Below are 22,524 nucleotides of genomic sequence, written 5' to 3'. Positions count from 1 at the left end.
ATGATCGATGATCTGCTTGACGACGAGTTCGCGCTCGACGATGACTTCGATGAGGACCCTCAGATCGATCCGGCATTCGAGTCGGTGGAGCAGTGGGTGAGCGAGTATCTGGCCGCTGTCATCAATCGCAAGATCGATCCACAGGCAGGGCGTGGCCTTGCTTGGGATCCGGGCTGGTGGCGGCATTCGGAAGTGGTAGCCCGTCTGACCGCGTTGTGGTGGGCGTTCGAGGGCGCGAGGCTGCGCAGTCGCGAGGATCGCTCGGCAATGTCCGGGTGGTGGGTCGAGCACTGCGAGCCTCACCTGCGGGTACTTCTCGACGGCGAAACCGGACCGATGAGTGGTGCCAACGAAGGCGGCACGTGGCTGGGCCACGGCTCGCTCGCGTATGAACCGACTCCGGGCACGTGGCATGCGGACGATCTCGCGGACTTGCCGGAACCAGCGGGGGAGAACGCGGACGAGCTTCCTGAACCGGCCTTTTCCCGATTGGAAGACTTTGTCGAAAGCTACTTCTGTGTGGTCATCAACCGGAAGATCGACCTGCAGCCCGGCCATGGTCTCTCCTGGGATCCGTGCTGGTGGAGACATCAGGAAGTGGTCTCTCGACTCACCTCGTTGTGGTGGGCATTTGAAGATGCGCGCGCTGCCTCCGATGATCCTGCCGCGATGTCGACCTGGTGGATCCGCCACTGCGATCCGCACCTGCGCGTGCTTCTCGACGGTGAGGATGGGCCGATGAGCTTGACCAACGGGGCCGGGACCTGGCTCGGACACGGCGGTCTCGGCGCCGATCCGCCACCGGAGGGCTGGGTGCGGCCAGCGCACCTGACGCCATGAAGGGGTACCGGTAGTAATGGGGAAGTAACGGTCGAATATGCAGGTCAAGCAGCCAGGTGTGGAATGCTGTCGACGTTGATTGCAGAAGCTCTGACCTGGTAATCCGCCGATTTTGTCGCCATTGCTACCGGTACCCCGTGACAGATGCCCCCGATCCTTGAGATCGGGGGCATCGCACAACCAGGGGCTACAGTCCGCGGTCTTGGTCACGATCGCGGCCAGTGCGTGCATCAGGCTCGAGACCGTGCCCGCGATCGGTTTTGCTGCGTGACTGGTTGCCGAGCATGGTCGGCAGGTCGTTCGGATGGCCGGCGCCGCGGGAGGTGTCGGCGGTGCGAGTGACGTCTGCTCCCGATTCCACGGCGGTGGTGACCTTTTCCAGCTTGGTCAAGGCATCTTGAGCCGCGTAACAGGCAGCGTCGCGGCGTTCTTCGAGACCGCCGACGATGCGGCCGTCGCCGCTCCAGGCGCTCCAGTGCCAGGCCCGGTCGGTCCATTCGATGCCGGCGCCCTCCTTGCCGCTGTCGCGGTCGGCGTCGAGCTGGAACCTTGATCCGTCGGCCGATTTCGGCTTCCACGGGTCGTTGGCGCGTCGTTCTTCTCTTTCGTCGGCTCCTGCTGCCCAATCCTCGGCGGCGGCGACCATTCGCTCGGGTACGGCTGCCCGCAAAGCGGCCCGGGTCATGCCTTGGTCCTCGGCGTGACCGGGGGTGGCATTGAGGTCGAGGGTCCATTTCTCGTAGAGGCCTTCGGACCGGCGTCGATCGAGTTCGTGGCCACGTGCGACGAGTGCCTGGGGGGAGTTCTCACGTGCGTTGACCTCTGCTTTGAATTCGGCCAGCTCGTAACGTGCTCGAGCCAGTTCCTCGGTCTTGGTGAACTCGCTGTCGGGAACCGCGGAGAGTTCGTCGCGGCGGGTGCCCGCACGGACGAATTGTCCATGGGCACTGGCGGCCTTCTCCGGCAGGTCTTTGATCAGGTTGCGGGCTTGTTGGATGATGCCGCGTGCCGCGGTCTCAGCACTCATCGCCTCGATGACCCTGTTGTGCTCGATGAAGCGATGCCCGCCTGGGGTGACGGACAATTGCAGGGCGTCGCCGGTCCTCACGGCACGACCGGTGATGGTGATACCGCCGATCTCGAGCAGGTCCCACGGTTTGTCGTTCCTGACGGTGCGGGCGTCGATGTACTTGCTCCGGAGAGCGCGTTGAAGGGCATCGACGAGAGCTTCGCTGTCGTTGTCGGCGATCGGTGTGCTGCCGACGGTGATGGTGCGTGCGCTGCGGTCTTCGATCGTGAGCCATGCCTGGGCCTTGGCGGCGTGATCGTCGAGACCGGGGAGGGCGGCGTCGAGGCGGCGGACGGTGCGAGCGAGGCGTTCGATCGCGCTATGGCGAGATGCGTTGCCGTTGGCGACCATGGCCTGCTCGGATTCGAGAGCATCGACGAAGGCCTCCTGTTCGACGACCTGGACATAGACCGGGTCGCCGGTGGCGGCGGCCTTGGTCTGGGCGGCGGAGAGTGCAATGTCGCCGCCGATGTCTTCGAGGGTGTCGGGTACGTCGGCGTTGCGGATCTGCTGGACGGCGTTGGCCTTGCGCTCGATGATCTGCCACATCGTCGCGTCGAAGGATCGGCGGGCGACGAGGTTGACGACGTCTACCTCCTTGTGGACGTTGCCCTGGCGGATGATGCGGCCGAACCGCTGTTGCATGTCGGCGGCTGTCCACGCCGGGTCCAGGGAGATCAGTTGCTTGAGCAAGCGCTGTGCGTTGACGCCGGTGCCGAGCATCGGGGTTGAGCCGATGAGAACTCGGACTCTGCCTGCCCGGCACAGGGCGAACAGTTCCTGCTTCTGCTTCGGTGACGGGTAGTCGTGGATGAATGCCACTTCGTCCTTGGCCATACCGCGTTCGACGAGTTCGTCCCGGAGTCGGGTGTAGAGGTTGTTGTCGCCGATGACACCCGGTTTCGGTGTGCCGCGGTCGCAGAACGCTATTTGGAAGACCCCGTGGGCGTCGGGGCCGTGACGGTCAGCGGGGGTGAACAGGTCGAGGTTGTCGGTGTGTGTCTGCCAGATCAAGTTGGCCGCGACCACGATCCTGTCGTGCTCGGGGTCCGGTTCCGGGAGGCCGGCGAGGGTGGGGTGCAGGGAGGCGTTGCGGCCGTCGTTGGCGATCTTGAGGGCATTGTCGATGTGCATGGTCTTGCCGGTGGTCGCGGCCATGCGGTCGTCGAAGTCGTACATGGCGTCGCGGACGGTCGGCGCCAGGTCGAACTCGACGACGATCGGTTTGCCGGTTCGCATCCGCGGGAGGTCGACGGGGATCTGGTCCTCGGTAACGACGTCGCGGAACTGGTCGACCATTGAGATGAGCTGTCCGAGATTCTGGTACTCGGCCATGCGGGAGACCGGCCGCAGCGAGGTGCCGGTGATGTTCATTTCCACGGTGGTGCGCTGCTTTGCGAAGGTCTGCGCCCAGGCGTCGATGTGCTCGACGCCGGCGGCGCGCAGCAGGTCCGGGCGAAGGAACTTGTTCATCACCCACAGCTCGCTCATCGAGTTCGAGACCGGCGTACCGGTGGCGAACGCGACGGCCTTCGCGGGGGCGTCCGGGCGACCTGCCTCGACATTGCGCAGGAAGGCGCGGGAGCGGAGGTGCCTGGCCTTCATCTCGAGATCGCTGGCGCGCTGCGAGCCGTTGACCACGGACAGGTCGGTGCTGTTGGAGGCTCTCGCGAGGTTCTTGTAGTAGTGCGCCTCGTCGACCCAGATGAAGTCGCAGCCCGACTGCTCGAACGTCAGACCGATGTCGGTGGCCTTCGATTGGACGAGTTTGCGTTGCTTCTCCTCCTCGCGCTTGATGGCTTTCTCGATCTCCTTGATGGAGTGGTCACTGCCCGCGGCTTTGGCGGAGTCGAGTCCTTCTCGCAGCTCCATCAGTCGGGTCTGGATGTACTCGATCTCGGTTTCTTTGGCGACGCCGATCATCTTGAATACGGACTGCGGCACCACCACCATGTCCCAATCGGTGACCGCGGTCTGTCCGAGGAACCGTTGCCGGTCGCGGAAGCCGTCGAGGTCGCCGCCAACGAGAATCTTCGCCGCAGGGTAAGCGTCGCGGATCTCGGTGGCCCACTGGTCGACGAGGTGATTCGGTGCCACGACCCACGGCTGCTTCACCTGTCCGAGGCGCCGCATCTCCATGCTCGCGATGGTGATGGTGAGGGTCTTGCCGGAACCGACACAGTGATCGAGCAGGATCGTCTCGCCGTGAAGTAGGCGCTCGATTGCGCGACGCTGGTACGGGTACGGATCGTACTTCTCGGTGTTCAGGCCGGGGTACTGCCTGTGGGCGGTGTCGTACTGCGGAGTGACGAAGCGGTTGAACCGCTCGTTGTAGGCGGACTTGAGCTGTTCGTATCGCTCCGGTTTCGCCCAGAGCCACTGCACGAACCGCTCTTCCATCTTCACTGCACGGTTGCGCAGGTCGTTGGTGTGCTGCGGGTGGAAGCGTGGCTTGGGCGCCCTGAGCAGCTCCTCCTCGGTCTTCTGGACCTCGACCGGTTTGTTGTTCGCAATCGTCTCGAACAGGGCCACGCCGTTGGCGCGGCCGGGGATACCCCAGGTGTCGTTGTATCCGCGTTCCTCGTCGATCCAGTTCGGTGGCCGGTTGACCTGGATCTTCCATGTCGCGGTGACCGGCGCGTACGAGACCTCGACGTCGTCGACCGAGACGTCGAACTCCTCGGCAATGAACTCGCGGTGGAACTGCTCGCCGACCCAGTCGGCGCCGGGCCGCACCCCGATGCGGGTCGGGTCGACCTCGGGCGGGAGGGCATCTTCGAGCGCTTCGACCGCTCCCCGATACCGGTCAGGGCTCTCGGCCTCGGAGATGCGGGCGCGGGCGAGTTTGGCCCGCACGTCGCCGGAGAGGAATTCGCCGGCCAGCTCGTAGCGATCCGAGTCGGACAGGGAGGGGTAGATCTTGTCGCCGGCCTGTTCGAGGACGGCGGACACATCGGCATCGAGCAGGTCGGCCATGCGCTCTGGATCGACTCGGCCGAGTTCGTCGATGCTGATGGCAATCGCCTCATCGATGTTCTGTGCCGACTCCGCCCTGCGGGCGATGAGGGTCGCGTCGTCGGTGAATATCGATGTCTTGACGCCCGCGTTGGTCTCGTCGTCGAACAGCTCCAGGGAACGGACCATCGCGATCCGCGGGTCGTAGCTGATCGCGCCCTGGAGGTGGTAGCGGCTCTTCCTCGGGCCTTGAGCTGGTATGCGGGCGGCCTCCATGAGGGCATCGCGGACCTCGTCGGGCATGGGGCCATCGAATGGATCGACGTCAAGGTCGTCGATGTCTTCCGGAGCCATGCCACGCTCGACGGCGAGTCCTTTCGCGGCGTCGACACGCCAGCCGGCTTCGAGCTTGCCGAACTTCTCTTCGGTCTTCTCGGGACTGTTCTCGGTGGCGTGGTTGGTCCACTTGTACCGGTTGATGTAGCCGTACTTGGCGACATAGTCGTCGTACTGGTGCCCCAGGTGCTCGCGCAGGCCCTGGCGGTGGCCGGGGGTGGATGCGAGGTCGCGAGCGGCGTCACCGATTTCGAGGACCGTGTCACCCATCGCGAGCAGCCGCTGCCACTGGTCGTTGAGGTCGCGGCCCTTCTTCGGTGTGGACACCCAACCGTCGCGGACCTGGTACTGCTCCCACAGGTTGGTGCGTTCGTCGAAACGCAGCGTTCCGGGGATGGTGACTTCCTCGGCGGCGCGGGTGAAGATGCCCGGCTCGTCCAGGGTGGAGCCGATCGAGCGGTCAGGTGCGCTCGCGGTCAGGTGCTGACCGTTGTCGAGGGCGTCGTCGATGATGCGGTCGAGGACCCGGGCGACGCCGAGCGGGACGCTCTCGTGCTCGTGCGGGACGACTTTCAGGGTGCCGGGGCCGTACATGCCGTTGCCGATCTCGAATCGCCCGAGCACGTGCTGGGGTCGTTCGAGGAAGTAGCCGTTGATCCGGGTGTTGTGTTGCCCGTCCTTACCTGGTAGGGCTTGGGTCGAGGTGTCGAGCCATTCGCGGGTGTCCCCGCTCATGTCCCGGCCTTCTTCGCGCCGCCGGAACACGAGGATGTCGGTGACGACGTCGGTCGCGGCCTGCCGTCGGTGTGCGGTCGAGGGCAGGCGGACGCCGCCGACGAGATCACCGAGTTCGGCCATCTCCTTGCGCGAGTCCGGGCGGGCGGCGTCGGAGGTGAACGCGGAGGTGATGACGGCGACGTAGCCGCCCGGGGCGGTCAGGTTCAGAGCTTTGATGATGAAGTGATTGTGGACGTGCCGACTGTTCGGGTTGTGCAGGTCGTCATAGAGCGGGTAATCGCCGAAAGGGACGTTGCCGATCGTGGCGGTGAATGCGGCATTGGCCGCGAATCGCGCCTCGAAGCCGTGGTTGCGGACGTGCTGACCGGGGTAGAGGTGGTGGGCGATCTGCGCGGTGATCGGGTCGAGTTCGACACCGACCATCCGCACACTGTCCGGGGCCATGCCGAGAAAGTGTCCGGATCCACATCCAGGCTCGAGGACGCGGGCGTCTTCTGGAAGGCCGGCACGCTCGACTGCCTGCCACATCGCCGCGACGATCGCCGGGTCCGTGTAGTGGGCGTTGATGGTGCTTTCCCGCGCCGACGAGTACTCCTCCGGCGCTAGCAGGGTCCGCAATTCGGTGCGTTCGGCGTCGAACTCTGTTCTAGCGGTGTCGAAGATCTGCGGTACACCACCCCAACCGGACCACTGCGCGAGCACCTGCTGCTCGTCCGCACTCGCGGTCCGGCCTTCCCTCTCCAGCATGCGGACCACGGCCAGGGCGTTGAGGTTCGCCCTGGCCCGGCGCTTAGGCGACGACGGTGCCAGCACGTCGGTCCCGAGGTCGAAGTCTCGACCGGCCGGGGCGACGGGGGACGGGGCGACGGGGGACGGGGCGATGCTCGCCTGACCCACGGGTTCCTGTGACTCGGTGTTGTCGATGGGTTCCGCGGGCGCGGCGGCAGGGGCCTCGTTGACTCTGTCGGATTCCGGAGTGTCCAACGCTGCCGGAGCCTGAGCTACCTGGCTGTACCGCTCGGCGACCGCAGGGGAGAGGTACACGGTGGACCCGTCCGGGCGCAGTGCAGGCACGGTGGTCTTGTTACGCCAGTGCGCGCTGGTGAGGGATTCTCCGAGTTCGGTCTGTGGCACCGTCAGCGCCGATTCAGCTGCGGCAACCGGATCGGTGCCCCCCGCTGGGGCGGGCTCGCCGAACTTCTCGGGGGTGGCGTCGGTGACCGCTGACGTCACGATCTCGGGGTTGCCGCCGAGGTGCTCGACGACGGTCCGGGACTCGGTGGCGTCGGTACCAACAACCCCAGTGGTGGGCGCCTCGTTCGTCGCGGTGGAGGCCCGGCGGGTGTCAAGGGACTGGCGGGAGCGTCGCGCGCCATAGCGGATCTGCGCCGCGATCGCAGCCAGCGTCTCGTGCTTGGCGGCATGGTCTTCGCGTCGGATCTCGTCGACGGCGGCGTCGAGCGCGGTGAGTCGCTCGACCGTGTCCGTGAGTGCATCGGTGACATCCGATCCGGTGGCAGTCCCGGCTCTCCTGTCTTCGAGTGCGTCGGCGGCCGGCCTGAGTGCATCGTCGAAGCAGCGATGCGCAGATTTGGCAAGGTCGTCCAGGTAGTCCCCGCCATCGCGGAAACTCTCGCGTGCGGCGGCATCGAGAATCCGCTGGTAGTCGTCGACGGTCTTGGCGGCGTTGAGTGATGGAACCTCGACCCGTTCGAGGTCGGCCGGGACACCGGTGGATACCTCGACCACAGGCTCCGATTCCGGGTCAGTCCGCAACGGACGTGCTTCCGAATCGCGGAGGTAGTCGCGGGCGAGAGCGACCGCGTCCTGGAAGGTCAAGGTCAGGTCGGCGGGAGCGGAGCCGTCGAGAATCCAGCCGGATCGGAACCGTTCATCGCGGCTCATCTCGATCTGCGCGCCGGTCGACCCGGTGACGACCGCAGTTGTACCGGTTCTGTTGGAGAATTCGACGTCGGTGGGGAACTCGCGTGTCAGAAGACCACCATCGCCGTCGAACTCGGCATAGAGCTGCCGCAGTGTGGGCTCGATCGAGTCATCGTCGAGAACGTCCGCGAGGGGCAGGCCGACGTTGTCGAGGACCGCGACGTGGTCCGGGAACTGGTCGCGAATCGCAGCTATGACATCGCCAACGGCTTCCTTGACCAGGCTGTTGTACTTGGCGTTGAACAGCCCGTACGGGTCGTTCCGATACAGGTCGCTCGCCGCGACGATCCGGGTGCTCTCGTGGTCGGCGAGCATCTGCCGGGCCGCAGTGTCGAGGACCGAGCGGGCGGCGGCGACCTGGCGGTAGAGCGCTTCGCTGACCGGGTGCGGATTGGGTTGTTTCGCGGCTGCGAACATTGCCCCGAGGGCCACGCAGTGATCGGTTCCCCATGACCGCTGGTTGTCGCCGCGTGTGGTGGTGACATGCCAACGCCCCATCATGTATCTGACGCCGTAGTTCCTGCGGTTGGTCAGCGCCCACCCCGGGTCGTGGACGCACAGGACCTCACCTGCGGTTCCGCGTGCTTCGTTCCCCGCAGCGAAGGTCGGCACGATGTCTTGGCGGATCGCAGCCTCGACGCGCCCTCTTGTCGCGTCGGTGATGGCAGCGCCGAGGTCTGGGTGTTCCTGCGCGAACGCAGCCAGGCTCGTGTTGACCACCTCGTCGAGGACCTGGGCTTTGTCGTGCACGATGTGGTGTCGCAGCGCGACGGTGGCGAGTGGGTCGGTTCGGAAGTGTTCGAGCGTGAAGGCTCGCCAGGTCTCGAGGTCCTCGGTACGACTCCAGGGCAGTGGGCCGGCCTGCTCGACCGCGGCGGCAACAGAGACGGCTACGGACTCGTGACCGGCGGGGAACCGGTCGTCGAGGATGTCGTGGAGTGCCGCAGCGCGGGCGAGATCCCCTCGATCGTCGAGTTCCTGGGCTTTGGCGACGACGACCTTCTGGAAGTCCCTATCCAGAACCAGCTCGTTGGGTCCGCGTCCTCGGACTGCGGCGACGACCGCCGGGTCAGTGGCGACCTCGTTGACCAGTATGTTCTCCCGGATCGGCTCGGTGAATGCCGTCCGTTCCTGCTGGTAGCCGAGCTCGAAGTCGTGCTTGAGGCCGATGGCGGTCTTGCTGCGTGCCTTGACGCTGCTCAGGACTTCGGCGGCGACCGGGTCTGCGGCAGGGTTCGATGGGGAGAGAGGGTCGGCGGGGTCGAATGCTGCGCGGCCACGCAAGCGCCAGTCCGTGACGGTCGAGGCGTCGGCCTCCTCGAGTTCACGCTGGAGGCGTTCCTGCCGGATGACCTCGGTGGTGGAGACGGCATCGTCGCCCGCGGGTGTGGTCCCGCGGGCGTCGGCGTGTGCATTCCAGAGGTTCTCGGTCCACTCGCGGGTGAGGGTGTCGAGGTGGGCAGGGTCGGCGAGCAAGTCACGGGCGGCGGCAGCCAGTACAGACGCGCCAGCCGGGAGCTCTGCGAACTCTGCGCGGTCGTCAGCGAGGTCGACGAGCACACCGACGGCACGGTCGGCGATCTTCTGGAGGGCCCAGTCCCGGAACTGGTCGTAAATGTTGACCGGGCTGGATGCTGCCACGGCGATCTCGGGATCGCCCTGGATCGCTGCGAAGACCTGGTCCCGGGCGGCAGCAGCGTGAGCGGCGGCGGCCATGCCGTCGACGACGGCGGTGACCGGGTCCGGCTCGGTGATGGCTCGAGGGGTCGGCACCTCGGTGTCACCGGCGATCAGGGCCTTGATCGCCTTGTCCGCCTCGCCCTTGGTCATCCGGGCGTCGAGCAGCTCGTCGGGCAGGCCGCGGTGCTCGATCATCCGACGCAAGGTGCCGATCTGACGCTCGGTGGCGGGGTCGTCGACCCACGTCCGCTCCGGCCGGGTGCGGACACGGTCGATACGACTGGCCAGTGCAGACTCGACGGTGGTCGGGTCGACGCCTGCGCCGATCAGTTCGCTGCGCAAGCGCCCCTCGGTGGCCGCAGCCTGCTCGTACTCGGCCAGTAGGCGAGTGCGCTTGTCCGACAGATCGGATATCCGCTGGGTAAGTGTCTCGATCCCGGCGGCGTTGTGTTGCGCTCGGGCGCGCTCGAGCGCGCGAGTTGCGGCGTCGAGGTGCTTGCGGACGGTGGTACCGCGGCGCAGTGCTTCCTTGCGGGAGGTGTGTGCGCGCGCCCACTGCGCCCGGAGGGTCAGAACGGGGTCGTCGTCGGATGCTCCTGCATCTCGACCTCGATCAACGCTCCCAGCTCGTCCGCCAGTGGGTCGTGCCTGCTGTCCGGTGTCCGCTGGTTGTCCTCCAGTCGCTGCTGGATCAGCGACCAGGCCAGGACCAGGAACCGTCCCGACTGCCCCGGCCAGACCCGGTCGACGATCTTCTCCGCCAACTGCGACGGATCCACCCACGGCGTCTTCCAGCGATCCGGGTCCCGCGAGTCGCGTGCCCGCTCCACCAGCTGTTGGCTCTCCTGCTCGACCAGCTCCTGTGCGCGGGTCACCCGCTGGTACACCTCGTCGGTCACCTGCGAGTACAGCTCCGCTTCCAGCACCCGCGAGCTCTCCCGCTCCCACGCCTGCCGCATCGCCGAGACCACCGTCTGATAGTCGGGTGTCAGTCCGGGGTTCTTCGCTCGCCACTGGTCCAGCAGACCTCCGTGGCCCCCTTCCCCGACTGCTTCCTCCACCATCTGCGTCAGCCGCGCGGCTTCTTTCCAGATCAGGCTCTGGCGCTGCTCCGGTGTCAGGTCGGGGTCCATCCCTACCCACTCGCCCCAGATCCGAGCCACCTCGGTCTGGATCTTCAGATCGGCGTTGCCTTGTTCTTCCATCGTTGTCTTCCTCCCCGAACGTAAACAGTGATCTCTGGTCGTCGTTCTGCCGGGCCATAACCCTCCCCATGTCGGTCGGCTACCACCGATGAATCTGCCCACGCACCACCGACCGTGGTGAGCGTCCCCGCTGCGGCCGTGCGCGTTTTTGTGCATCGTTTCATGCCTCCTTCGTCTCGGCCGGTCAGCGGTCAAGGCCACGGTCACGGTCGCGACGCGGGCCAGAGTCGTGGGCATCTCGGCCCGGTTCAGTGCGAGCCTTCTTCTCGTTGATGCGTTGCCGTGCAGCATCTTCGACCGTTCGTTCGGCGGCGGGAAGCTGGGCGCGGCGCTGCAACTCGGCGCGGTACTTCTCGATGCCGGCGCGGCCTGCGGCGGTCGGGTTCATCCGCTGAGTGAGCATCGCCTGCTTGATCTTCGACTTGAGCTCGGCCGTCGGGATCGCGGCGACTTTGTCGGCCTTCTTGATCCGTGCGGTGACCTCGTCGATGGTCCGCGCTGCGGTCGGCTCGCTCACCGCAGCGCGGTGCGTCTGTGGTTGCTCGACCGTGTCACCGCGGCCCACCTTCGGCAGTTGGTGGTCGAGGTCACGCTGCGGCGTGGGCTGCTGGCGGGTCTCGGCTGGACGGTCGAGGGTCCGGGTCGCGGCAGCGGCTCGTGCGACGTGCGGTGCCGGACCGTCACCAGGAACGATGGGGGCGGTCTCTGCGTACGCGCGCGCAATGACCGATTCAGCACGGCTGACCGCACCGCTGAGCTGTTCCACATCGCGACGAGCCTCGGCGAAGGCGCGCAGGTCGCGTTCCTCGGCCTCGAGCCTGGCGATCTCGACGTCGGTGGAGGAAACGATGTTCGCGGCGCCCCCGGCCATCTCGACCAGACGCTGTTCGGCCGCGTCGTGGTCCGCCTTCGCCGCTGATGCGGCGGTGGCCGCCGCATCAGCGACCATCGCTGCCAGCGCGTGATCGGCATCGAGCGCCGCTGCCTGGTCGTTGTCGCCGGCCGCCCGCGCGGTGCGCGCTTGCTCGGCCAGACGGGCGACGGTGTTCGCCGCGGCCTCTGCCTCGCGGGACTCGTCGGTCCATCCACGATGCGCGTCGGCGGCGTCCGCAGCGTACGGGCGCTGCTCGTCAACTCGGCGCTGCATATCGGTCAGCATCGGCAGGGCGGCGGCGAGGTGCTCGGTGGTGCCGTCGAGCGTGGCCTGCCACAGCGAATCGAGTCGTCGCTGCGCCGCGGCGAGATCGCGGTTGAGACGGTCGAGGCGCTCGATCAGGGACAGCTCGGTGTATCGATCCGGCGTCGCCCGGGCGGTCGCGAGCAGACCTGCGGCCCAGGCGTCGCGGTCGGCGACGTCGACCGGCTGGTCGAACTCCACGTCCGGAGGCGGGGGCAGATCCAGGTCCGGCGGCTCCTCCAAGTCGCTCGGTACCGAGATCTCGGACGTGGAGGTGCGGCGCTCCGATTCGAGTGAAGGGGATGTCGATTCGAGGGGCCGGACGCTGCGGGTGCGCGAGGGCACGTGCGCGTCGGGAGCCCGCTGCTCGACGATCCACGCTCCCGCAAGTGAGGCGACTTCCTCTTCAATCTCGGGGGAGACAGGCTCGATCGCACCCTCGCCGGGGACAGCGGCGGTGTGTGCGAGGACCGCTTCGACTCGCCACGGCAAGGCAGTGGCGAGCGCGCGGGTGTCGAGCGTCTCCCCGTCCTGCCCCTCGACTGCGAGGTCGTGGGCCACGGTGAGCAGATCATGGGCAGTCCAGTCGGCCGGATCAGCCGCGTCGATGACGGCGACAAGTTTGTTCCACACCGGATCCGCCGACAATGCCTCGGCGCCGCCCGATCCGAGGACTTCGGACAAGGTCGCGCCCCAACTGGGGGTGCGGTCCACCGCCGCCGCGGCATCGGAGGTAGTGCGCGACAGTTCCCCGGACAGTCGCCACCACAAGGCGGCGGCTGGTAGGTCGGTGGGCAGCGGTCGGTCGGCGACGCCGCGGCGGACGAGGCCGTGCACATCGACACCGGTGCGTCGCACAGCGGCGAGGCGGTCGGCGAGCTCGGGCCAGAACGGGTCCTTGAGTAGCCGGGGTTCGACGGACTCGGCGAGCGCGCGCCAGCGCGACGCCGCGGCGTTCGGATCCCCCAGGATTGCGGTTGCTCGGGTGTCGAGACGCCGCTGGTGGCGCCGGGACGCTGCGACGTATTGATCGGGACCGGTGGGCCTGCGGTCCGCGTCGTCGACCTCGTGGGATGCCCGCCAGACCGCGAGATCGCGGAGCAGGACACCGTCGGTGTCGAGGAGCGGGCAGGCCCACATCGGCGCGTTCTCGGGCGTGTATTCGCCGGCCTGGGTCTCGATCTGGGCGGCGAGGTCGGAGACCAGTTCCGCGCGGCGGGACAGGTAGGGACCCCACTGTTCGTCGGCGGCGAGTGTGGGGGGGATGGCCGGGAGCCACGGCAGTGGGCCGGTACCGGCCGAGTGTGCGCCCGAGGGGTCGAGGCGCCAGTCGAGCACCGCGGCGACGTCGAGCGCGGTGTCGATTTCGCGGTGGTGTGCCGCCACGTCGAGGACTTCCACAGGGTCGTGGCCTTCGATCGCGATCCGGGCGAGGTGCTTGCGTAGCACCGGATAGGCCGGTGCGTCGGTGAGGCCGGACCGGATCTTCTCGGCGGCGGCGTCTATCCGTGCGAGCACCTCGGCGCCGACCGCGTGTTCAGCAGCGGTGCCGATGGCGTCGTCGTAGGCAGCGGCGGCATGCGCGATGCGGGTCGCGGGGTCGGTGAGGTCGCGGGCGGTGCTTGTCGCGGACTTTTGTGCCTCGCCACGGGCGAGGATGCCGGTGAAGATGTCGACTGCGGTCGGGGGCAGCAGGGTCTCGCGGTTGATCACGTTCTCCGGGTCGCCGTCGCTGGCGGTACCGAAGTAGAGGTGGTTGCTCTCCTTGCCGCGTGTCATCGCAACGTACGCGAGCTGGCGGGATTCGGTTCCTGTGGCGACGGTGTGGCAGGTGTCCGCGGTGATGCCCTGAGCGGCGTGGATGGTGCGCGCGTAGCCCAGCGTCGTGTACTCGGCGACGTACTCGGCGGGCAGCTGGATCGACCGTGAGTTGCCGACGTTGGTGACGGTGAGTGATCCGTCGGGATGGACCTCGTCGACGGTCCAGCGGTCGCCGTTGCGGACGAAGTCGGTTCGGGTCAGGGCGAGCATCCGGTTGTTGCGCCGGGTGCAGATCATGTCGCCGGCCGAGCAGGGGAGTCCGTCCGAGAGCGTCACCGAGGCACCGAGGACCGGGCCAGTAGCGGCGAGCCGATCCGTGCGGGCGCGTTCATTAAGACCGCGGACCATCTCGCGGTTCGGCGCGAGCAAGACGGTGTCGAGACCCCTGGCGCGGTCTTGCTGCCAGGCCGCGTAGGCGATGTCCTCGGCGGCGACCTTGTCGGCGACGTGGACCCGGCCCTGGTCGATGTAGAAGCCGATCGCGGCCGGATCGCCGTCACGTAGAGCGAGAGTTGCTGCACGCTCGCCGGCGCCCTTGAATCGCACCACGTCGGTGAGGGTCACGGCACCGGCGGTGGTCGCGACGTCGCGCAGGACACCGCCGGCAGACACCGACGCGAGTTGCTGATCGTCGCCGATCAAGCGGACACTGCCACCTCGGGACACGACGAACTCGATGACCCGGTCCAGGTCGGCGGTCGACGCCATCCCTGCCTCGTCGACCACGATGAGGGTGTCGGCGCCGATGCTGTCGAACCAGTCGGGTCTGCGCAGCGGCTGCTCGGTCAGCGTGTGGATGAGCTTTCCCATTGTGTCCGTCTGCGCGCCGAGGTCCTTGCGCAGTGCATCGGCGGCGGTCGCGGTGGGGGCGAGCCCGATGACGTTGCCGCCACTGTTCTCCCACGCCCGTGCCAGGGCCGCCATCGCGGTGGTCTTGCCGGTGCCGGCGGGGGCCAGGGCGAGCTGCACCCGTGCCCCGGAGGTGGCCATCTCACGAACGAGTGCGGTCTGTCCGGTGTTCAGGTCGAAGTCGTTGGCGGCTTGCTCGAGCAACGCGAGGTCGACGTCGATCTCGGTGGCGCGGCGGCCGTCGGTGCGCATCGCGGAATCGACGATGCGCTGCTCGGCATCCAGGACTGCCTCGGAGGTGTAGAGCTGCGTTCCAGCTGTCGTGTAGACGCTCGAACCATCGCGGCGGCGCAACGGGCCGGGCTCGCCGAGTTCTTCTGGGCGTCCGAGCGGGACGCTCATCTCGGGCGACGTGACGGTCTCGACGAGCCGGGAAACGACCGTCTCGACTTGTTGCTCGGAGAGGTCCGCTGCACGGGCGGCGCGCTGCGCCTCGGCGATCACGTGCGCCTTCTGCCACCTCGACTGGTGTGCGGAGATGGTGGTGAGAATTTGCTCGGCGGACCGGAGAATCCACTCGTCGGTGATCTCGGCCCGGGTCTTGCTGGGCGCGGGGTTGGTGGCCGACCTGACCATGTCAGAGAGTTCATGCTCGCCGCCGAGGACTCCGACGGCGGTCTGCCTCCACTCCTGCCGCTGCTCGGCGTGCGACTTCGGCTCGTGCTTTGCTTCGCGGGTTTCCAGGTTCGCCTGCTGCGCTAGTGCGATCGCTTCGATCGGCGTCGGTTCGCGGCCGTGGTCGCGCTGGAATGCGGAGGCGAGCTCGGCGCGGCGGACCTCGATCATCGCGCGTCGCGAGGACCACACTTCGTTGAGGTTCGGGTCGATTCCGACGATCTCGCGGACCGGTCGCTTGGTGCGGTCCGTCTGCTCGCGTTCGGTGAAGCGAACTCCGAGCCGAGAGCGCATCTCGACTTCGAGTTCGGTGTTGTAGACCTCGGATGCGGCGACGAACAGCTTGTGCAGGGGGCGTCCGTCGAGCGCCAGCCATCGCCCGGACTCGCTCGCTCGGACTTTGTTCGATACGGCAACGTGGGTGTGCAGGTTGGGATCACCGGCACGGGAGTCGCGGTGCGTGAAGGCGGCGCAGAGCAGCCCGTCGACGTCCACTTGCTGGACGCCGTTTGTGCCGAGTCTGGTGTATGTCGCGTTCTTCTCGACGAATCGGATTGCCTTCTCGACCGCGGCGTGATGGGCGCTCTCGACCTTCTCTGAGATCTCGAGAGGGGCGACGGCCCACAGGGTCGATACCGACTTCACCGGGGTGAAGGTGAGATCGTATCCGGCGACTGCTGTGGTCTGTTGGCGTGATCCCTTGGCGACGAAACCGGACAGTTCTCGCTCGTCGACCGGAGGGCGGCCGTACTCCTTTTCGAAGAGTTCGTGCCCAACCTTGGTGCGGATCTCGGCGCGCACCTCATCGTCGATGCGGGCGTTCCATTCGGCCCCGCGGGCAGTGTTGTAGTCGGTGAATCGTTGGGCAACCACCTGACGGAACTCGGTGGCACCGGCGTAGATCCGGAAGGGGTTGCCGAGTCGCGTTTCGGCCATTCCGAGCCGCGCTGCTGCCTCGGGTTCGAGTCCGCGGGTGACGGCCTCGGCGATGGTTTGCTTCTCGATCTCGGTCGCATTGGGGTGGCGTCCTTCGCCGAATAGGGCGCGCATCTGGTCGGCTTCCACCTGTGATCCGGAGTCGACTCCAGTCAGTGATTCGAGTCCGTTCCCCATCCATCGGCCGGGTGTCTCACCCTTGGCGGAGTAGTAGTCCGAGAGGGTGGAGCGCCCGAGTTCGGTGCTGTCCGCGGCAGCGACCTGCCGGGTCAGGTACTCGTACCCGTCCCCTGCGGTCAGCTTCTTCGCGGACATGCCCACGAACGAAGAATAGCGCACGTTATCATTTCGTGACCTTAATGCAAGAGGTGTGTTGGATTTAAGTGGCAGAGTCTCCATGCTTGGAGACGGCGGAGTCCGATGAGAAGCTGATCGGATCTCGAAAGCGATAGGGTGGCCGAAGCCGAACCAAGATCTGGAGGAATCTGTGAGCGCTACTGAGAAGAAGTCCGCAGCCACCGCGCGCCAGAGCGCGCGCGTCCGCGCCGCGGAAAAGATGGCCGAACGCAAGAAGCGCGAGAAAGAAATTTCCGACAAGCTCGAAGAGTTCATCGCCGCCGGCCTCCTGATCGACGACGCGGAGAAGCAGCGAGATGAAGCCATCACGAGAGCAAACGAATCGTGCACTGCCGCTACTGCGAAAGCTCGAGATCTGCAATCCACGCACGCACTCGGGCTCAAGAACCTGGATCTGACAGACCGCGAGATCTCAGATCTGACAGATCTTCCAGTGAGCGCAGTGCGCGAAATGGTCAAGGAAGCAAAGAAGTCTTCCGCTGCGGAGACTGTCAAAAGTTCGGACACTGGGGCTGCCGAGACTCCGACCTCCAAGCCCGGCTCGTCCTCGACGGACACTGATCGTGTAGCTACCGATGATCGGATCGCATCCTGACGCCACCGGAGTCACAGTGACCCTCGAACCTGACGACGATTCCGAAGTCGAACGGTTCTTCCGCTACGTCATCAAAGGGCCGGGACCGCAGGACTGCCACTGGTGGATAGGAAGCATTGCTGACGACTCATACGGTCGATTCTGGATGAAGCGAGACGGGCGGCAGCGTGTTGTTCGTCCGCACCGATACGCACTCGCGCTTGCGCTCGGTCGACCGCTCCAAGACCACGAAGTGGCGCTGCACGTGGTGTGCGACAACCCGCTGTGTGTGCGGGCTTGGGAGGCGTTAGGTCGCCCACCTCACGTGGTTCCCGGAACACAGTCAGAGAATCTGGCGAGTATGGCGGCGAAGGGTCGCGGTGGAGGCAAGACACAACCGTGGCGATGGCAGGAACTCGATCGCGCTGGACGCGTAGCGCGTTCACGCCGAGCTCGTGAAGCATTGCGGAACGGTTGGGACGAAGACGCGCTGCGGCATGCACTATGGCAGTCGGGAAACCCGACGTTGTTCTGACTATTCGGCTCGTGAACGAACCGGGCAATCAGAAGAATGGGTGAGGGGTTGGCGGACGGTCAACGAACCGGCGGTACAGATCTACGGCGCGCTCGTGTGGATCGGATGATGTGGGTGTCAGTGCCGAGTGAGACGATCCGACAGCATCAGAGATTGGGGAGAATCGTGGGCGCCTTGGCAGGACTTGTCATCATCGTTCTCGCAGCGTGGGTGTTTGGTTCCGGTCTCGCGCGACTCAGCGGCGGGCTGCTCGTCATCATCGGTCTGCTTCGGATCGCGAGCGACCACGCGAGCCCGCGTATGTGGACGTTCGTTGCGGTCGGAGCCGGCCTGTGGCTATTCGGTCATTGGCTGTGGGCATTCAAACACAAGCTGTGGCGCACTCGGCTCGCGCTTTCTGTATTCAGCTTGCCCCTGCTCGATGGTCTTGCGCCGATCCATACCAACCGGGTTCCACGAGACCGCGGCGCTTCCAAGAAGGAAGGCCAGTGGGTTCAGCAATGAAAGGCATAGACGTTGGAGCGTTCACACGCGGAGAAGCAGTTGTACGACGCGACGAAGCATCTGTACCGACCGAGTGACAGTGACCTCGAGGCGATCGTCGGCGGCGAGAGCATCCCGCGCACCTTCCCTGTTCGGATCGACGTCGTGTTCCCAACGGACGTGGACGGCGACGCGTTCGGACTGTAGGCGCCCTGCCCAGCTGGGTACTGTGAGACTTGCGTAAACGTTGTTCAGGCTCGATGCCTGAACAACGTTCCTGCGCAACGGGCGTGGCCCCCGGAACTACCGATTCCGGGGGCCACGCTTGCGTGTGTTAGATCCAGTTGTTGCCCGGGGCGGGTAGCTCGATGCCGAACTTCGCTCGGGCGATTCCGACTCCGGTGCCGGAGAGTCCGCGCATCTTCTTCGGGTGCAGACCCGTCTGGAGTGCCTCGTCCACCAGTCCGAGCAGTCGTGTGTCGGACAGCGGATGCTGGTCGGCTTCGGTGCGGGCAGCATCGAACGCGCATCCTGCGTCGGGCCCCTGAAAGTTCACGTAGGCGAAGAATCCGGCGACTGTCAGGGCTGCCACACGCTCAGGTCCGTGAAGCTTGCGAGTGACCGTGGCCATCGTCTCGGATGCGGATGCCGGATCGATCACTGCCAGTCCGAGGATCGCGTCGCGGGCCACGATGTCGGTGGTAAGCAACAACCCGATGCGGGCTGCGAGCGCGGCCGACGGTTCCCGGCGCTCGGTCACGGTGTCGGCCAGCTCGCTGATGACATTGCGTGCGAAGTTCTCGCCCATGACTTCCTTGGCGTTGCGTGCGCGGCGGCGATCGATGATCTTCGATCCCTCGCGCCGGTAGCGGGCGGCAATCTCGTCGCGGCTGGCCGCGACGGCCTTACCGGCGAGAACGGTCGCGGCGGCGAATTCGGTCGTGCTCGGATCGACCACGGTACCGGTCTCGAACGTGCGCATGTCGGTCCATGTCTCCCCGCCCTCGACGCTCGGGGTGTAGAAGACGTCCTGGTCGGTGACACCGAGTGTGAGCAGCACGTCGCTGACGCGGTCGCACTCGTCGAGCACTTCGCGGAACGTGCGGCCTTTCGCCACAGCGACAATCACCACCGCGTCGGACGCGTTGGTCTTGACGATCGCCTCGGCCGTCAGCGCTCGTCCGCCTGTGCCGAAGTCGGTGCGAGCGATGAAGGTCATTGCTCCGGCATTGAGGAATGCCATCACGATCGACGAAGCGGGAACGAAGCCAAGCATGGTCGGCAGAGCTGCAATGAGTTCGCCGGTGCTCTTGATCTGAATGCGGTCGGACATGACCACTCCTCACGGTCGCGGCGGACCTGCTCGGCCCGCCCGTTCTTTTTGCCTTCTGGCAAAGGAGATGTAGACCGGCATGAGGGGTCCGGAGTGCCACCCCTGGGACGAAAAGTTTCGGAGGAGCGAAGCGGAGGAGAAAGTTTTCGAGCCGTAGGCCGCGAAGCGCCCAGGGGTTGCGCGCAGGTCACCGCCGGTCAAAATCGGAAGGCCAGAAGGAAAAAGAATGCTCTTCAACAGGGCGGAGCGCAGCGGAGCTCGAATCGGTGGACACCGAAGGTGGCCTTTGAACCCCGTGCGGACCACGAAGACCGGAGACCTCGATTCGGAGACAAGATCCCTCGGTTTGCTCGGCGACTGCGACTTCGGGAGAGAATCGCGCTGGCCATCACGTCAGTTGCGGGTGCACGTCCGCTTTTAGCTGCGGCAGGGTGACCTTCTGGGTACTCCGTGTCCCGCCCCGCGGATTCACCTTGTCACCTTGCCCTGAATCGGCCTGCTCGCCTCCGCCCTGAGTCCCGAACGCGATCCAATTGAGTAGGCAGGCGGACAGTTCCTCCCCCACTTGCCCGCATTCCGCTTCAGCCCGAGCGACCAGCTGATTCTCGCTCTCGTATCGCCAGGGAATCAGCTTCGCGCGGAGTACATCATCGGCCGGAAGCCTGCTGATGCTGGACTCATCCCAATCCTTGTCCAGATTGTCGGGGTGGTCGATCCAGAGCGCGTCTTCGGCGGCTCGAAAATCCTGGCTCGGGATCGGCCGGAACCAAAGTTTCCGCCCCGGTGACTTTTTCCGGCTGACGATGCTTTTTGCCTCTGCACGTAGCCACGGGAAGCCGTAGGGGTTCATCATGGTGGTTTCGAGAATTCCCTGCTGCTCCATGAGGTGCACTGCGCGGGCCATCGAGACTCGTTCGGATCGCGGCGAAGCTACTGGAGTCAGGCCGCACATGTTGAGGGTGAACCACCGTGACTGATGTGTGTATCCCCGGACGGACGGATATCTGAGGCGAAGCGCCTCGGCAATCGCCGCCTGAATCTGACGCTGACGCTTCCCCGGTCCCCGTGACATAGCCGCAGCATAGCGGCTTTCCGACCTAAGTGTTGCATTTATGCCATGCTTCCGAAAACGGCAGATGCTATTCCTCAGCATGTCCGTGCAAGTGGCACTGCCCCGAACTGGAAGGATCATCTATGAGCCAATCGCTCCCGAGATCTCGCAGCAACTCCAACACCCCAGGTCGGAGCCGATGGTGGGCGTGGTCTGCTGCGGTCCCCGCTGTCCTGGCCGGCACTCTTGCCACCTGGATGTCCGATTGGACTGTGGGTGTCGGGGTGGCGAGCAGCGTTCTCAACGTCACCCACCAGGTGATCCGATCACGCACCCGGAAGTAGTGGGATTGCGGGTGGGGCGCAATGATTCACTGTGTACCCCACCCGCACCTTCTCGCAGTCACACCGTTTCGAGCTGCCGCGTCTTTCCTACTTCTTCGCGTGCACGCCGTAGTGCCGCGTACATGGCTGACCTCGAGAGCCCGCTGATCTCGCAGAGCTGCGCGGCGCTGTACTGACCGGACTCGTAGTCGTCGAGCAGTCGCTTGTGTTGCAGAGCTGACAGTTTCGGCTGCTTACCTTTGAGCCGACCGGCCTTCTTCGCTTCGGCCATACCTTCCTTCGTCCTGGCCCTGATCAAGTCGGACTCGAACTCGGCCATCAATGCGAGCATGCCGAAGAAAAGCTTGCCGGTCGGGTCGGTGGGGTCGTGGATTGATCCGCCGATGTTCAGCCGGGTGCCTTTCGCTTCGAGTTCGTCGGCGATGGCACGCAGATCGACGGCACTCCGACCCAATCGGTCCAATTTTGCAACCACGAGTTGGTCGCCCTGCCGGCATGCGGCCAGTGCTTCGCGCAGACCGGGTCGGAGGCGGTTGCGTCCAGTGAAGCCCTTGTCGGTGTAGATCCGATCCGGATCGACGCCGAGGCGTTTGAGCGCTGTGCGCTGCGCTCGCAGATCTTGGCCTTGAGTGGAGCATCGGGCATACCCAATGAGGATTTCGGTCACCAGGCGACGATAGTCCGTCATAGGCCGCCTATCCCGGACCGACATGCAGGACGGTTTACCAGCACACGCTTCGAGGCTGTGATCTGTGGTGGCGTTCGGGGGCGGGGCCGTTTTCGGGTGTGCTGGTAGAGGGTCGCCTTACAGGACACCTTCTCGCCGCAGGAACCGTTGCCATGAACTCGACCGGAACGCGCAAGCAGAAGATGAAAAGAGCTAGAACTGATATGAGTTCTATTCAGAACCGAGTGTCCGATGCTTTGCTCGGCGCCTTGGCGGACTTAGAAGCCCTTTCGCCCCCCGTTCCGTGAACATCCCATCGATGTCGCGGGTCGAGCGACCGGACAGGCGGCGCCGATACAGGAAGACGAGCTCCATCGCCCCAGCCACCGAAATCCTCCAACCTACGGTCACGTAACCTCGAAATTGCGATGACAAACTTCATCAGGACTTCAACCAGACGTTCAACGAGGGAGTTGTTGCATCCCGTTTGGTACACTCAATCCAAGGTTAGGAGGAGCAATGGGATTCGAAGTGTTCGACAAGAGGATGGCTCCACTGGCGAAAGCCCCCAGTGTGACCATTCAGAAGCGTGGAATCTTCTCCATCAACAAGGCCGCACACAAGCTCATTGGAGAGCCTGCGTCGGTGGAGCTCCTGTTCGACAAGGACAACCAGGTCGTTGCTCTGCGTGAATCCGATCAACCGCACGCATACACGGTTCGGCCTCAGTCGGCGCGTAAGGACACAGGGCAGGTCATCATGTCGGCCACTGCGTTTACACAGTTCTATGACATCGATACGACCATCAGCCGCCGATACAAGCCATACGAGCAAGACGGAATGCTTTGCATAGATCTCAAGGGTCCGAGCGTAGAAATTGTGGGGAACCGCTCGAAGCGCACTACGGATGATCATTCGGAGGGCGGCGACTCTTAAATGACTTCTGGCCTGGTCC

General features: G+C 65.4%; 13 protein-coding genes. 7 read left to right on the top strand and 6 right to left on the bottom strand.

Translation table 11 applies throughout. The features are described 5' to 3' along the window. Positions 1–840 carry a DUF4913 domain-containing protein gene (locus Q7514_RS30245; RefSeq protein ID WP_330136948.1) on the top strand — a complete coding sequence of 280 codons (840 nt, stop codon included), beginning with the start codon at positions 1–3 and terminating at the stop codon, positions 838–840. Between the two features lie 187 nt (positions 841–1,027). On the opposite strand, the gene Q7514_RS30240 is transcribed toward Q7514_RS30245, so the two are convergent. From Q7514_RS30240 to mobF, 3 genes are all read right to left on the bottom strand, one after another. Further along, positions 1,028–9,904: a DEAD/DEAH box helicase family protein gene (locus Q7514_RS30240; RefSeq protein WP_330136947.1), complete on the bottom strand. Its 8,877-nt coding sequence runs from the start codon at positions 9,902–9,904 to the stop codon at positions 1,028–1,030. Positions 9,905–10,131: 227 nt separating this feature from the next. Further along, positions 10,132–10,767 carry a hypothetical protein gene (locus Q7514_RS30235; protein ID WP_330136946.1) on the bottom strand — a complete coding sequence of 212 codons (636 nt, stop codon included), beginning with the start codon at positions 10,765–10,767 and terminating at the stop codon, positions 10,132–10,134. A 184-nt stretch (positions 10,768–10,951) separates the two neighbouring features. Further along, complete coding sequence (gene mobF, locus Q7514_RS30230; protein ID WP_330136984.1) at positions 10,952–16,540, bottom strand: MobF family relaxase; 5,589 nt, start codon at positions 16,538–16,540, stop codon at positions 10,952–10,954. A 241-nt stretch (positions 16,541–16,781) separates the two neighbouring features. Here mobF and Q7514_RS30225 point away from each other — a divergent pair, with 241 nt between their 5' ends. The 4 genes from Q7514_RS30225 (at position 16,782) to Q7514_RS30210 (ending at position 18,381) form a co-directional block, all read left to right on the top strand. Continuing rightward, positions 16,782–17,177 (top strand): hypothetical protein, encoded by a 396-nt coding sequence (locus Q7514_RS30225; protein ID WP_330136945.1) that lies wholly within the window; start codon positions 16,782–16,784, stop codon positions 17,175–17,177. A 16-nt stretch (positions 17,178–17,193) separates the two neighbouring features. Then, positions 17,194–17,691, top strand: coding sequence for a hypothetical protein (locus Q7514_RS30220; RefSeq protein WP_330136944.1), 498 nt, complete (start codon positions 17,194–17,196; stop codon positions 17,689–17,691). A 165-nt stretch (positions 17,692–17,856) separates the two neighbouring features. Continuing rightward, positions 17,857–18,195, top strand: a complete 339-nt coding sequence (locus Q7514_RS30215) for a hypothetical protein (RefSeq protein ID WP_330136943.1) — start codon at positions 17,857–17,859, stop codon at positions 18,193–18,195. 12 nt (positions 18,196–18,207) lie between these two features. Next, positions 18,208–18,381, top strand: coding sequence for a hypothetical protein (locus tag Q7514_RS30210; protein WP_330136942.1), 174 nt, complete (start codon positions 18,208–18,210; stop codon positions 18,379–18,381). 127 nt (positions 18,382–18,508) lie between these two features. Here the strand turns inward: Q7514_RS30210 and Q7514_RS30205 are convergent, their stop codons facing one another. Next, positions 18,509–19,507: a DUF4192 domain-containing protein gene (locus Q7514_RS30205; protein ID WP_330136941.1), complete on the bottom strand. Its 999-nt coding sequence runs from the start codon at positions 19,505–19,507 to the stop codon at positions 18,509–18,511. A gap of 388 nt (positions 19,508–19,895) precedes the next feature. After that, a complete protein-coding gene (locus Q7514_RS30200) occupies positions 19,896–20,411 on the bottom strand; it encodes a hypothetical protein (protein ID WP_330136940.1) in 516 nt (171 codons plus the stop codon). 290 nt (positions 20,412–20,701) lie between these two features. On the opposite strand from Q7514_RS30200, the gene Q7514_RS30195 reads away from it, so the two are divergent. Next, positions 20,702–20,902, top strand: coding sequence for a hypothetical protein (locus tag Q7514_RS30195; RefSeq protein ID WP_330136939.1), 201 nt, complete (start codon positions 20,702–20,704; stop codon positions 20,900–20,902). A 58-nt stretch (positions 20,903–20,960) separates the two neighbouring features. Here the strand turns inward: Q7514_RS30195 and Q7514_RS30190 are convergent, their stop codons facing one another. Next, positions 20,961–21,569 carry a recombinase family protein gene (locus Q7514_RS30190; RefSeq protein WP_330136938.1) on the bottom strand — a complete coding sequence of 203 codons (609 nt, stop codon included), beginning with the start codon at positions 21,567–21,569 and terminating at the stop codon, positions 20,961–20,963. Positions 21,570–22,088: 519 nt separating this feature from the next. Between Q7514_RS30190 and Q7514_RS30185 the strand changes: the two genes are divergently transcribed. Further along, complete coding sequence (locus Q7514_RS30185) at positions 22,089–22,505, top strand: hypothetical protein (protein ID WP_139282005.1); 417 nt, start codon at positions 22,089–22,091, stop codon at positions 22,503–22,505. Positions 22,506–22,524 lie beyond the last annotated feature (19 nt).

The sequence above is a fragment of the Rhodococcus artemisiae genome, assembly GCF_036327795.1.
In the GTDB taxonomy this organism is placed as follows: Bacteria; Actinomycetota; Actinomycetes; order Mycobacteriales; family Mycobacteriaceae; genus Rhodococcus; species Rhodococcus artemisiae.
The sequence above is the reverse complement of the archived record's forward strand: the minus strand, read 5'-3'. Positions and strand labels throughout refer to the sequence as shown.